We start from the raw sequence: 12564 nt of genomic DNA on the forward strand, positions 1-12564 counted from the left end.
GAGCAATCCGGCGTCGGCGAACTGTCCGGCGAGGTGGCCCCCCCCGCTTATATCCGAATGTGGGAACGCCCGGGGGGGGCACCAAAGTAAGGTGAACCCCCCCCCCCCACCCCCCCCCCAACCCCCCACACCCCCCCCCCGCCACGGCGGGGCGGGGGATTTCTTTGCTTCACGTGAAACGTCGCGATCAGTCGGCCACCGAGGCGAAGCCGTTGACGACCAGCGCGTCGTAGACATCGTGCGGGTTGGTGCCGAGATCCCAGCGGCCGAAGATCAGCAGCCGCTCCGAGCCTTCGTGCTGGACGTCGATCTCGAGCATCGCCGACTTCCGGCCGAGGCGGCGGTAGGAGACCATCCGGATCCGGTCGATCCGGTCCAGCGGGTACTCCTTCGGCCCGGTGAGCGTGCCGACAACCAGGCGCGGCGCGGGGCCGGACACCATGGTCAACCGGGGGCGCTGACGGAGACCGAGCACGGCCATCCCCAGGACGGCGACCGCGGCCAGGCCGACGAGCAGCCTGCTCGGTCCGTCCTGAGCCAGCACAGCCGCCACGACCAGGATCAAGCCGCCGCCGGAGACCGCGACGAGACCGGCCGTGGGAGTTGTCCACTTCACGCGGCGTCGTCCCCCATTGCTCCTCGAGTTGTCCACAGCTTCATCCACAGGTGTGCATGAATAACACCGGTGTAATCCGGCGCGTACCGGCTGGTCAGCGCCATCGCATGGTCATGATCAGGCCGATGACCATCAGGCCGAACCCGATCAGGAAGTTCCACGCGTTGAGATCGTTCATCCAGCCGATCTGCTCGGCGGCCAGGTAGTACACCAGCAGCCAGACGAGGCCTGCCAGCATGAAACCAAGCATGATCGCGACGTACCAAGCCGGCGACGGGCCCGCCTTCACCTTCACCGGGGTGCGGCTGGCAGGGCTCGGGGTGTAGTCGGCCTTCTTACGGACCTTGGACTTGGGCATGACGTCCTCGAATTCGGAATACAGGTAACTCCTAGGCTATCCCACCAGGTATTGAATGCGACGACCTACGGGGTCGGCACGTACTCTCGACGCATGCGTGTTCTGGTCGTCGACAACTACGACAGCTTCGTGTTCAACCTGGTGCAGTACCTCGGCCAGCTTGGTGCCGAGGCCGTGGTCTGGCGCAACGACGATCAGCGCCTCGCCGATCTGGACACCCTGCTCACCCGCGGCGACGAGGGCGGGACCTTCGACGGCGTGCTCGTCAGCCCGGGGCCGGGCAGCCCCGACCGGGCGGGCGCCAGCATCCCGCTGGTCCACGCGGCGGCCAAGCACCAGGTGCCGTTGCTCGGCGTGTGCCTCGGGCACCAGGCCATCGGCGAGGCGTTCGGCGGCACAGTGGACCGGGCGCCGGAGCTGCTGCACGGTAAGACCAGCCAGGTGTTCCACCTCGGGTCCGGCGTGCTGGCCGGCCTGCCCGACCCGTTCACCGCCACCCGCTACCACTCGCTGACCGTCCTCCCCGAGACGATCCCGGACGAGCTCGAGGTCGTCGGCCACACCGAGAGCGGGATCGTGATGGCCATGCGCCACCGCACCCTGCCGATCCACGGCGTGCAGTTCCATCCCGAGTCGGTGCTCACCCAGGGCGGACACCGGATGCTGGCCAACTGGCTCGAGGTGTGTGGGCAGCGCCCCGCCGAGGCCCTGGTGTCGGCGCTCGAAGCGGAGGTCGCCGCGCTGGTGACCCAGTGAGGCCCTGGGTACTGCTGTCGGTGGCCGCCAGCCTGGACGGCTATATCGACGACACCAGCGCCCAGCGGCTGCTGCTGTCCAACAGCGCGGACTTCGACCGGGTCGATCAAGTGCGTGCCGAGTCCGACGCGATCCTGATCGGCGCGCAGACACTGCGCGCCGACAATCCCCGGCTGCTGGTCAACAGCGCCGAGCGCAGGGCTGACCGGGTGTCGGCGGGCAAGCCGGAGTATCCGGTCAAGATCACCGTCACCGCTTCGGGTGAGCTCGATCCCGAGCTGCGTTTCTGGCATTCGGGCGGCGACAAGCTCGTCTACACCTCCGATGCGGGCGCGGCGACGCTGGGTGACCGGCTGGCCGGGCTGGCCGAAGTCGTCGCGCTCGGCCCCGAACTCGCGCTGTCCGCCCTGCTCGACGACCTCGGCGAACGCGGTATCCACAGGCTGATGGTCGAGGGCGGGACCGGGATGCACACCGGTTTCCTCGCCGCGGACCTGGTCGACGAGATCCGGCTCGCGATCGCGCCGATCCTGGTCGGCGACCCCGCCGCGCCGCGCTTCGTCGGCCCGGCCCAGTTCCCCGGCGGTGCACAACGCCGGCTGCGCCTGGCGGGTGTGGAACAACTTGGGGATGTCGCTGTGCTGAAGTACCTGGTCGGCGCCGCGGACGAGCCCGATCGCTAACCGGCCCTGTGTTCGAAATCATGGGACCGACCTGCGGAAATATCACTGTCCACAGTTTGTCGAACGAATCGCTGCACACCTGAACATGACCGACTCCACATCATGCGACAGTTGTGGATAACTCCCGACCAGCAGGGGAATTCGATGAGCGCAGACAGTGCCGAGAGCACCGACCACCGATTCATGCACAGGGCGATAGACCTGGCCAGGAACTGTCCGCCCAGCACAACGGCCTACTCCGTGGGCGCGGTGATCGTCGCCGACGGAGTGGAGATCGCGACCGGCTGGTCGCGCGAGACCGACGAGAAGGTGCACGCGGAGGAATCGGCGCTGAACAAGCTCGACCCCGACGACCCACGGCTGACCAGGGCGACGATCTACAGCACGCTCGAACCGTGCTCGACCCGCGCCACGGCGAGCCGACCGCCGTGTACCGACCGGATCCTGGCCGCCGGTATCCCGACCGTCGTCATCGCCTGGCGCGAGCCGAGCTTGTTCGTCGCCGCGTGCGAGGGTGTGGACAAACTCCGCGAGCACGGCGTGCGCGTAGTGGAGCTCACCGACCTGGCGGAGGAGGCCATGTCGATGAACACTCACCTCGATCTGAGCTGAGGCTCAGGGCCGCCCGTAGATGGCGGTCACGAACTCACCCAGCTGATTGTCGTCGAGATGCCTGGCCAGATCGGCCTCGCTGATCATGCCGACCAGCCGTTTGTTATCGATCACCGGCATCCGCTTGACCCGATGACTCTCCATCTGGTCGAGCACGTCTTCCACATCCGCGTCGGCGCTGACCCAGCGCGGGGTCGACTCGCACAGTTCGGCCGCGGTCGTCGTCTCGGGGGACAGGCCGAGCGCGATGCACTTCACGACGATGTCGCGGTCGGTGATGATGCCGCACATGCGCTCGTCGTCATCGGCGACGACGAGCGATCCGACGCCGAGATCGGCCATCGCCGTCGCGGCGGTCGATACGGTGTCGCCGCGGGTGATCCACTGCGCACCGGGCTTCATGATGTCCCTGGCCGTGGTCATAGGGCTACCTCCTCGTTCAGCGTTGCTGTTGGGATGAAGCAGCCTCATTCTGCGCCCGCCGCGCCGCGGCGGGTAGGTTCTCCACGCAATCGAGACCTCAGCGCGGAATCGGTGAAGCACCTACCTGCAGCACGACATTGCTAGTCATGGTGACCGAGGACCCCGCCGCCGGACTCTGGCCGACGACCTTGCCGGACGCACTGCCGTCGAGCGTGATCACCGTGGTCTGGCTGAGCTGACCCGTCCAGCCGAGCCCGCGCAGCTGTTCCTGCGCCTGGGTCGGGGTGAGTCCGCTCAGATCGGGGACGATGATCCGGTCACCGGCCGAGACCTGCACGGTGATGGTCGACCCCTTCTCCGCGTTGCTGCCGCCCGCCGGGTTGGTGGAGAGCACCTGCCCCCTCGGCGCGGTCGACTTCACCTCCTGGATCTCGACCTTGAAGCCCGCGCTGTCGGCCAGATTCGGCTGGGCGACAGCGATGTCCTGGCCGACCACCGTCGGCACCCTGACCTGCTCCGGCCCCGAACCGATGGTGATGACGATGGGCTGATCGATGTCGACCCGCACGCCCGCGCTCGGCTCCTGCGAGATCACCTTGTCGGTCTCGGCGGTGCTCGACGCCTTGCGCGCCACGTTCGGGTTCAGCTGCAGCCCGATCGAATTCAGCTTCTGCTCGGCCTCGGCCTGCGTGAGACCGGCCAGCCGCGGCACCTGGACCTGCGACGGACCTGTCGAGACCTGCAGGGTGACGGTGCTGCCCTCGTCGATCCGGGAACCGCCGAGCGGCTGGGTCGCGATGACATTGCCCGGCGTCACCTTGCCGTCCGGTTTCTGCAGTACGGCGACATTGAACCCAGCGTTCTGCAGCGCGGTCTGCGCCTGCTGGGAGGGCTGGCCCGACACATCGGGCACGGCGACCTGGTCGGGCTTGCTACCCGGCCCGACCAGTACCCAGAACAACCCGAAGGCCACCGCCAGCGCGGCGGCGACACCGAGCGCGATCAGACCGGTGCGGTTGCGTTCTTCGGCGGGCGGGATCGCGGCCTGCTCGGAGGTGTCGTCGCGGCGATCACGGAACGTCCGCGGGGGCGGCTCGTCGTCGTAGTCCATGATGGTGGTGCGATCTTCGTCGTTCATCACCATCGGCGCGATCGGCTTCTGCCCGCCGAGCACCCGGATCAGGTCGGCGCGCATCTCCGCGGCCGTCTGGTACCGGTTGGCCGGATTCTTGGCCATCGCCTTGAGAATCACCGAATCCAGTTCGCGCGGCACGCCGGGATTGACCGACGACGGCAGCGGCGGATCCTCCTTGACGTGCTGATACGCGACCGCGACCGGCGAGTCGCCGGTGAACGGCGGCTGCCCGGTGAGGATCTCGAACAGCACACAGCCGACCGAGTACACATCCGAGCGGGCGTCGACGGTCTCGCCACGCGCCTGCTCCGGCGAGAGGTACTGGGCGGTGCCGATCACCGCGGCGGTCTGGGTCATCGGGTTGGAGCTGTCGGCGATCGCGCGGGCGATGCCGAAGTCCATCACCTTCACCGCGCCGGCGCGGTTGATCATGATGTTGGCCGGCTTCATGTCGCGGTGCACGATCCCGGCCTTGTGGCTGAAATCGAGCGCGGCGCACACGTCGGCCACGACTTCCATCGCCTTGCGCGGCGCCAGCGGGCCCTTGCCGCGGACGATGTCGCGCAGGGTGTCGCCCTCGACGTACTCCATCACGATGTAGGGCAGCGGACCGCCGTCGACGGTGGCCTCGCCGGTGTCGTACACCGCGACGATCGCCGGATGGTTGAGCGCGGCCGCGTTCTGCGCCTCCCGCTTGAACCGCAGGTAGAACGTGGGATCGCGGGCCAGATCGGCCCGCAGCACCTTGATCGCGACGTCACGCGAGAGCCGCACGTCGCGTGCCTTGTGCACCTCCGACATGCCGCCGAATCCGATGATCTCGCCCAGCTCGTACCGCGAGGAGAGATTCTTCGGGGTGGTCATGGTTGTCCTTGTGACGGAGAGTTGTCGACGGTGATCTTCGGGCCCAGCGCGTTCGGCGCGTCGGGGAACGGCAGGTCGAGCGTGGGCAGCCGCGGACGTCCGTTGACCGTCGTCGTACCCTCCGGCTTGGTGGTGGTGGGTTTGGTGGTCTTGGTCGTGGTGGTCGCCGTCGGTTTGGGCGTGGTGGTCGGCTGCGTCGTCGTCACCGGCGGTTCCGTCGTGGTTGGCTGCGGCTCCTCGGTGGTGGTCGTCGGACGCGGCGCCTGCGTGGTCGTATCCGGCTCGCTGGGCGGCACGATCGGCGGCGGCAGCTGCTTGGTGGTGGTCACCGGCGGGGGCAGCGGTTTGGTGGTCTGCACGGTGGTGGTCGTCGTGCCGGTGCCGCGATTCGGCTCACCGCCGAACAGCAGCCACAGCACACCGCCACCGAGCACCAGCGCGCCGATGCCGAGCGCGATCAGCCACTTCTGGTTGTTTTTCCTGGTCTCGGGCGTGACGGCGGCCGCAGCCGCGGCCTGCGTCGCCGGGCCGGTGTAACCGCCGCCGGGGGTGATCGGCTGCGGCGCCTGGTGGCCGAAGCGCATGGTCGCGCCGTCGTAGTCGGCGGCGGCCGGGATCACCGTCGTCGGGCCGGGCGGCAGGACCCGGGTCGCGCCGGTCATCGACGGGCCGACGCCGGCGGGCGGCGGCGGCATGTGACCGGCCCGCACCGCGGCGACCGCGTCGGCGAACTCGCCGCCGCTGCTGTAGCGCTGGCTCGGGTCCTTGGCCATCGTGATCGCGATCAGCTCGTGCACGTTGGCGGGCAGATCGGCGGGCATCGGCGGCGGCGCGTCGCGGACGTGCTTCATCGCGACGGTGATGGCGCCGTCACCGGTGAACGGGCGAACGCCCGCCAGCGCCTCGTAGCCGACGATGCCGAGGGAGTACACGTCGCTGGCCGCGGTGGCGTCCTCGCCGACGGCCTGCTCGGGCGCGATGTACTGGGCGGTGCCCATCACCATGCCGGTCTTGGTCACCGGCGAGGCGTCGACCGCCTTGGCGATGCCGAAGTCGGTGATCTTCACCTGGCCGGTCGGGGTCACCAGGATGTTTCCCGGCTTCACGTCGCGGTGCACGACGCCGGCGGCGTGCGCGACCTCGAGTGCGCGGCCGGTCTGCTCGAGCATGTCCAGACCCTGGACGACCGAGAGCCTGCCCATCCGGTTCAGCACCGCGTTGAGCGGTTCGCCCTGGACGAGCTCCATCACCAGGTAGGCGGTCTCGCCACCGGACGGGTCGGTGGTCTCGCCGTAGTCGTAGATGCCGGCGATCCCGGGGTGGTTGAGCTGCGCGGTGGTGCGCGCCTCGGTCCGGAACCGCTGACGGAACGTCGGGTCGGCGGAGAACTCGGTCTTGAGGACCTTGACCGCGACCCGCCGGTCGAGACGGGTGTCCATCGCTTCCCACACCTGACCCATACCGCCGGTGGCGATCAGCCGCTGCAGGCGGTAGCGGTCGGCGATCATGGCGCCGTTGTTCAGCATCGGGGCCCCCGTGTTGTCACTCGCACACTCATTTCGTTCAGCCCCCTGCCAGGCCCGCGTCCAGCACCGACCTGGCGATCGGAGCGGCCCCCGAACCACCGGTGGCCGCCAGCGCCCGGTCGCCGCCGTTCTCGACGATCACCGCGATGGCGATCTTCGGGTTCTGCGCGGGCGCGAACGCCATATACCACGCATGCGGCGGGGTGTTACGGGGATTGCTGCCGTGTTCGGCCGTGCCCGTCTTGGACGCGATCTGGTACGGCGACCGGCCACCGCCGACGGTATTGGCCTCCGAGGCGACCATCAGATTCGTCAGGGTCGACGCTACCTGGGGGCTCACGGCTTGTCCGACCGAGACCGGCTTGGTCTTGCTGAGCTCGGACAGGTCCGGCGCCTGGGTCTGGTCGACCAGGTACGGCTGCATCCTGGTCCCACCGTTGGCGATGGTCGCGGCGACCACCGCCATGTCGAGCGGGGTGACCGCGACATCGCGCTGACCGATGCTCGACTGGCCGAGGGCGGCGTTGTCGGGAATCGGGCCGACGGTCGACTCGGCGACCGGAATCGGCACCCCGCGGTGCGGGCCGATGCCGAACGCTGCGGCCTCGTCCTTGAGCGCGCTCGCGCCGACCTTGATGCCGAGCTCGACGAACGCGGTGTTGCAGGAGCGCCGGAACGCCTCGTAAAGGCTGGCGGTCGGCCCGTCACCACAGGTGCTGCCGTTGTAGTTCTCCAGCGTGGTGCTGGTGCCGGGCAGGGTGATGGTGGGCGCCGCGGTGAACTGGTCATCGGGACCGGCGACGCCGTTGGACAGCGCGGCCGCGGTCACGATGGTCTTGAAGGTCGACCCGGGCGGGTAGGTCTGCGAGACGGCGCGGTTGAGCATCGGCTGGCTCGGATCGGTGCTGAGCCGGTCCCACGCGGCCCGGCCGGCGGCGCCGTCGTGGCCCGACAGCTCGTTGGGGTCGTAGCTGGGGGTCGAGACCATTGTCAGGATCTTGCCGGTGCTCGGCTCGATCGCGACGACGGCGCCGGTGTAGCCCTTGGCGGTCATCTGCTCGTAGGCCACCTGCTGCATCACCGGGTTGATCGTGGTGAGCACGTTGGCGCCGCGCGGGTCACGGCCGGCGAACATGTCGATGAGCCTGCGGCCGAACAGGCTCGAGTCGTTGCCCGAGAGCAGCGGGTCCTCGGCCAGCTCGAGGCCGGTCTTGCCGTACTGCATCGAGTAGAAGCCGGTGACCGGCGCGTAAGCCGGTGGGGTGCTCGGGTATTGGCGCAGGTACTTGTACCGGTCGTCGGTGGCGATCGAGCTCGCGAGCACGGTGCCGCCCGCGGAGATCTGACCGCGCTGGCGTGCGTATTCGTCGAGCAGCACGCGCACATTGCGCGGGTCGCTGCGCAGATCGTCGGCCTTGACCACCTGCAGGTAGGTCGCGTTCACGAGCAGCGCGACCACCATCACCATCACGGCGACGGCGACGCGACGTAGCGGAGTGTTCATTCGCTCGCCCTGCCTTCCGACCTGCGGAACATCTCGGTCGGCGCCTCGGCGATCGGCGCCGGGCCGCGCTTGCGCGCCGGTGCGGGCGCGCGGGCGGCATCGGAGATCTTGATCAGCAGCCCGAGCAGCGCGTAGTTCGCCAGCAGCGACGAACCGCCGTAGGAGATGAACGGCGTGGTCAGGCCGGTGAGCGGGATCAGTTTGGTGACGCCGCCGACGACGACGAACACCTGGATCGCGATGGTGAACGACAGGCCGGCCGCGAGCAGCTTGCCGAAGCTGTCGCGCACGGCCAGCGCGGTCCGCAGCCCACGCACGATGAAGATCAGGAACAGCATCAGCACCGCGGTCAGCCCGATCAGGCCGAGCTCCTCACCGATGGTGGTGACGATGAAGTCGGTCTTGGCGAAGGGCACCTGTTGCGGGCGCCCGCTGCCGAGCCCGGTGCCCGCCAGCCCGCCGGTGGCGAAACCGAACAGCGACTGCGAGATCTGATACCCGGTGTTGTGGTAGTCGTCGAACGGGTGCAGCCAGGTGTCGACGCGCACCCGCACGTGCCCGAACAGCTGGTAGGCGAAGACGAATCCGAGCACGAGCAGCCCGCCGCCGATGACCAGCCAGCCCACCCGCTCGGTGGCGATGTAGATCATCACCAGCACGGTGCCGAAGATGAGCAGCGAAGTGCCGAGGTCCTTTTCGAGGACGAGCACGCCGATGCAGACGACCCACACGATCAGGATCGGTCCCATGTCCCGCGGTCGCGGGAACTCCATGCCGAGGAAGTGCTTGCCCGCCGCGGTGAACAGATCGCGCTTGGCCACGAGCACGCCCGCGAAGAACACGATCAGCAGGATCTTGGCGAATTCGCCCGGCTGCACACTGAATCCGGGCAGCCGGATCCAGATCTTGGCGCCGTTGACTTCGGAGAACCGGCTCGGCAGCAGTGCCGGAATCGCCAGCGCGACCAGGCCGACCAGGCCTAGGGTGTAGGTGTAGCGCGCGAGCGTGCGGTAGTCCCGCAAGACGATGAGCAGGGTGATGAACACCACGATGCCCAGGCCGGTCCACATGATCTGCTGGTTGGCGTCGGGGGAGGGGATCGGGCTCGAGTCGTACACGGCCTTTTGCGCTTCCGCGAGATCGAGCCGGTGGATCAGCACCAGGCCCAAACCGTTGAGCAGCGCGATGATCGGGAGCAGCAGTGGGTCGGCGAACGGCGCGAACCGCCGCACGGCCAGATGCGCGATCCCGAACAGCGCGAGGAACGCCAGCCCGTACTTGACGATGTCCCAGGTGACCGATTGTTCCTGGCTCGCCTCCACGATGAACAGCGCCACCGTCGTGATCCCCGCCGCACCCGCCAGCAACAGCAACTCCTGGTTGCGTCGCGTCGACGGGGGTGGTGCTGGCGCGAATCCGCCAGGGGGGCTGGGGAAAGCCCCAGCCGACGGCGGTGCCGGTGCGGACATCAGTCCGTCACCCGGCAGTTCTCCCCTGAGATCTGCGGAGTTGTCGGTGGGACGGTCGTCGTCGGCGGGGCCGGGGTGGTCGTGGTCGGTGTCGCGGGCTGATCAGGGCCGGGGGTCGGTGCGCCACCGGGGATCACCGGCGGCTGCTCGGTGGGCAGCACGCCCGGCTGCGGCACCGATTCCTTCTTCGGGCAGGGCGGCAGCAGTTCGTTGCGGGCCAGCATCTTCATGCTGTCGCGCGCCTTGTCCAGCGAGTCCGGCGGCAGGCCCTTCTGGACCTGGTCGCGGCCGGTCTGCTTGAGATCGCTGACCATGAGCTTCTTGCAGCCGGTCGGCGCCGTCTTGCCCGCCTCGACCAGCGTCAGCTCGCCCTTGCTGTTGACGCAGCCGGTGAGCTCGACGTCGTGGATCGAGTAGCCGAGGATCGAACCGGGCAGGCCGCGCATCACGACCACCTGATCGTTGTCGGCGCCCACGTAGTAGTTGCCGCGAATCATCTTGTAGCCGACCACAAGTCCGACGACGACCGCGGCGATCAGTGCCAGCGAGAGCAGCAGCCAGCGCAGCTTGTGCGACTTCGGCTCCGGCGGCGGCGGCGCGGTGGCGGCCCGGCGCGGTTGCGCGCGCGGCGGGCGCATCGCGGCGGCCCGGCCCGCCGCGGTGTTCGGCGGCGGGGAGTCTTCCTCCTCCTCGGTGGAGGCGGCGCCCGCGACGATCGGGTGGCTCTGGCCGTAGTCGAGATCGATCACGTCGGCGACGACGACGGTGACGTTGTCGGGCCCGCCGCTGCGCAGCGCCAGCTCGATGAGCCGGTCGGCGCACTCGTCGGTGTTGCCCTCGCGCATGGTGTTGCCGATGGTCTCGTCGCTCACCACGTCCGAAAGGCCGTCGGAGCACAGCAGATACCGGTCACCGGCGCGGGCTTCGCGCATGATCAGCGTCGGCTCGATCTCGTTGCCGGTGAGGGCGCGCATGATCAGCGACCGCTGCGGATGGGTGTGCGCCTGCTCCGGCGTGATCCGGCCCTCGTCGACCAGCGACTGCACGAACGTGTCGTCGCGGGTGATCTGGGCGAGTTCGCCGTCGCGCAGCAGGTACGCGCGCGAGTCGCCGATGTGCACCATGCCGAGCTTGCCGCCGGCGAACAGGATGGCGGTGAGCGTGGTGCCCATGCCGTCGAGTTCGGGTTCGGCCTCGACGTGATCGGCGATGGCGGCGTTGCCGGAGCGGGTCGCCCGGTCGAGCTTGCCGAGGATGTCCTGGCCCGGCTCGTCGTCGTCCAGATGCGCCAGCGCGGCGATCATCAACTGGGAGGCGACTTCTCCGGCGGCGTGGCCACCCATGCCGTCGGCGAGGGCCAGCAGGCGCGCGCCCGCGTAGACCGAATCCTCGTTGTTGCCTCGGACGAGGCCCCGGTCGCTTCGCGCGGTGTAGCGCAGAACAAGTGTCACGATCGCAGCTCGATCACAGTTTTGCCGACTCGCACCGGAGTGCCGAGCGGAACACGGACGGCGGTGGTGACTTTCGCGCGGTCTAGATACGTGCCGTTGGTGGAGCCGAGGTCCTCCACGTACCAGTCGTCACCACGCTGAGAGAGTCGCGCGTGCCTGGTCGAGGCATAGTCGTCGGTGAGTACCAGCGTCGAATCGTCGGCGCGGCCGATGAGGACCGGCTGCGTGCCGAGGGTGATTCGAGTGCCGGCGAGTGAACCATGAGTCACCACTAGATACTTGGCGCCCTTCTGGCCTCGGCTGAAGGAAGGCAGCACCGTGGAACCGCGTGCGGCCCTGGGCTGTATCCGAATGCCGGATGCCGCGTAGATATCGCTGCGCAAGGTCCGCAGGACGGCCCAGACGAACAACCAGAGCAGCAGCAGGAACCCCGCGCGGGTCAATTGCAGGATCAATCCCTGCACGGCGTTCCACCTCCTGTTCGCCCGGGTACGTCGGTACGGCAGGTGCGGGGCGAACCACCCCCACCAGCGTGCTGGCTTGCGGGCCCCGAGGTCGGGGCCGTGCGTGTGATGGCAGCATCATAGGGCCGACAGCGTCGACTCGTGACGTGCACCGCGCAGCTTACGGGATCAGACGATCCGGATCAGGATCTCGGAATGTCCGGCCCGGATGACGTCGCCGTCGGCGAGCTGCCAATCCTGCACGGGCGAGCCGTTGACCAGGGTTCCGTTGGTGGAACCGAGGTCGGAGAGCATCGCGGTCTGACCGTCCCAGCGCACCTCGATGTGGCGGCGCGACACACCGGTGTCGGGCAGCCGGAAGTGCGCGTCCTGGCCGCGGCCGATGATGTTGCTGCCCTCGCGGAGCTGATAGGTGCGGCCGCTGCCGTCGTCGAGCTGCAGCGTGGCCGAGTAGCTGGACTGCGCGGCGCCGTAGCCGGCACCGGCGGCCTGGCCGTAGCCCTGCTGGGCGCCGTAGCCGGCCTGCTGGCCGTAGCCCGCCTGCTCCGGCTCGGCGTAGCCCTGCTCGGCGTAACCGGGCTGGGCGCCGTAGCCGGCCTGCTGGCCGTAACCGGGCTCGGCGTAACCCTGCTGGCCGTACCCGCCCTGCTGGTCGTAGCCGGGTTCGGCATAGCCCTCCTGGACGAACCCTGCCTGATCTCCG

At 68.8% G+C, this 12564-nt stretch carries 13 protein-coding genes; 3 read left to right on the forward strand and 10 right to left on the reverse strand.

Going from position 1 to position 12564, the window contains the following annotated elements; all coding sequences use genetic code 11:
• Positions 1-187: 187 nt before the first annotated feature.
• On the reverse strand, positions 188-616 hold the full coding sequence (locus tag ACFWPJ_RS11995; RefSeq protein ID WP_378849976.1) for a PH domain-containing protein: 429 nt from the start codon (positions 614-616) through the stop codon (positions 188-190).
• A gap of 94 nt (positions 617-710) precedes the next feature.
• Entirely contained in the window at positions 711-974 is a 264-nt protein-coding gene (gene crgA / locus ACFWPJ_RS12000; RefSeq protein ID WP_189031801.1) for a cell division protein CrgA, read from the reverse strand.
• 93 nt (positions 975-1067) lie between these two features.
• On the opposite strand from crgA, the gene ACFWPJ_RS12005 reads away from it, so the two are divergent.
• The 3 genes from ACFWPJ_RS12005 to ACFWPJ_RS12015 all read left to right on the forward strand — a co-directional run bounded on the left by ACFWPJ_RS12005 (position 1068) and on the right by ACFWPJ_RS12015 (position 3025).
• Positions 1068-1730 (forward strand): aminodeoxychorismate/anthranilate synthase component II, encoded by a 663-nt coding sequence (locus ACFWPJ_RS12005; RefSeq protein WP_378849978.1) that lies wholly within the window; start codon positions 1068-1070, stop codon positions 1728-1730.
• Positions 1727-2413, forward strand: coding sequence for a RibD family protein (locus ACFWPJ_RS12010; protein ID WP_378849980.1), 687 nt, complete (start codon positions 1727-1729; stop codon positions 2411-2413). The genes ACFWPJ_RS12005 and ACFWPJ_RS12010 overlap by 4 nt, the downstream gene beginning before the upstream one ends.
• A gap of 144 nt (positions 2414-2557) precedes the next feature.
• Positions 2558-3025 (forward strand): deaminase, encoded by a 468-nt coding sequence (locus ACFWPJ_RS12015; RefSeq protein ID WP_378849981.1) that lies wholly within the window; start codon positions 2558-2560, stop codon positions 3023-3025.
• 3 nt (positions 3026-3028) lie between these two features.
• On the opposite strand, the gene ACFWPJ_RS12020 is transcribed toward ACFWPJ_RS12015, so the two are convergent.
• The 8 genes from ACFWPJ_RS12020 to ACFWPJ_RS12055 form a co-directional block, all read right to left on the reverse strand.
• Positions 3029-3448: a CBS domain-containing protein gene (locus tag ACFWPJ_RS12020; RefSeq protein WP_189031810.1), complete on the reverse strand. Its 420-nt coding sequence runs from the start codon at positions 3446-3448 to the stop codon at positions 3029-3031.
• Between the two features lie 97 nt (positions 3449-3545).
• Positions 3546-5447 carry a Stk1 family PASTA domain-containing Ser/Thr kinase gene (pknB, locus tag ACFWPJ_RS12025; protein ID WP_378849983.1) on the reverse strand — a complete coding sequence of 634 codons (1902 nt, stop codon included), beginning with the start codon at positions 5445-5447 and terminating at the stop codon, positions 3546-3548.
• Positions 5444-6973, reverse strand: a complete 1530-nt coding sequence (locus ACFWPJ_RS12030; protein WP_378849985.1) for a protein kinase — start codon at positions 6971-6973, stop codon at positions 5444-5446. Before ACFWPJ_RS12030 ends, pknB begins: the two co-directional genes overlap by 4 nt.
• A 37-nt stretch (positions 6974-7010) precedes the next feature.
• On the reverse strand, positions 7011-8477 hold the full coding sequence (locus ACFWPJ_RS12035) for a peptidoglycan D,D-transpeptidase FtsI family protein (protein ID WP_378849987.1): 1467 nt from the start codon (positions 8475-8477) through the stop codon (positions 7011-7013).
• Complete coding sequence (locus ACFWPJ_RS12040) at positions 8474-9946, reverse strand: FtsW/RodA/SpoVE family cell cycle protein (protein ID WP_378849989.1); 1473 nt, start codon at positions 9944-9946, stop codon at positions 8474-8476. Before ACFWPJ_RS12040 ends, ACFWPJ_RS12035 begins: the two co-directional genes overlap by 4 nt.
• Complete coding sequence (locus ACFWPJ_RS12045; protein WP_378849991.1) at positions 9946-11397, reverse strand: PP2C family protein-serine/threonine phosphatase; 1452 nt, start codon at positions 11395-11397, stop codon at positions 9946-9948. Before ACFWPJ_RS12045 ends, ACFWPJ_RS12040 begins: the two co-directional genes overlap by 1 nt.
• The gene (locus tag ACFWPJ_RS12050) at positions 11394-11861 is read right to left on the reverse strand and encodes an FHA domain-containing protein (protein WP_110037970.1); all 468 of its coding nucleotides are present in this window, start codon (positions 11859-11861) and stop codon (positions 11394-11396) included. The genes ACFWPJ_RS12045 and ACFWPJ_RS12050 overlap by 4 nt, the downstream gene beginning before the upstream one ends.
• Positions 11862-12029: 168 nt before the next feature.
• Positions 12030-12564, reverse strand: a 535-nt coding sequence (locus ACFWPJ_RS12055; protein ID WP_378849993.1) for an FHA domain-containing protein, incomplete at its 5' end; no start/stop codon positions are given.

The organism is Nocardia sp. NPDC058497 (genome assembly GCF_042720195.1).
Lineage (GTDB): Bacteria > Actinomycetota > Actinomycetes > Mycobacteriales > Mycobacteriaceae > Nocardia.

Excerpts from the sequence above, each read along its gene's own strand:
- crgA (WP_189031801.1), bottom strand. The coding sequence starts at position 974 with ATGCCCAAGTCCAAGGTCCGTAAGAAGGCCGACTACACCCCGAGCCCT.
- ACFWPJ_RS12005 (WP_378849978.1), top strand. The coding sequence starts at position 1,068 with ATGCGTGTTCTGGTCGTCGACAACTACGACAGCTTCGTGTTCAACCTG.
- ACFWPJ_RS12015 (WP_378849981.1), top strand. The coding sequence starts at position 2,558 with ATGAGCGCAGACAGTGCCGAGAGCACCGACCACCGATTCATGCACAGG.
- ACFWPJ_RS12020 (WP_189031810.1), bottom strand. The coding sequence starts at position 3,448 with ATGACCACGGCCAGGGACATCATGAAGCCCGGTGCGCAGTGGATCACC.
- pknB (WP_378849983.1), bottom strand. The coding sequence starts at position 5,447 with ATGACCACCCCGAAGAATCTCTCCTCGCGGTACGAGCTGGGCGAGATC.
- ACFWPJ_RS12030 (WP_378849985.1), bottom strand. The coding sequence starts at position 6,973 with ATGCTGAACAACGGCGCCATGATCGCCGACCGCTACCGCCTGCAGCGG.
- ACFWPJ_RS12035 (WP_378849987.1), bottom strand. The coding sequence starts at position 8,477 with ATGAACACTCCGCTACGTCGCGTCGCCGTCGCCGTGATGGTGATGGTG.
- ACFWPJ_RS12040 (WP_378849989.1), bottom strand. The coding sequence starts at position 9,946 with ATGTCCGCACCGGCACCGCCGTCGGCTGGGGCTTTCCCCAGCCCCCCT.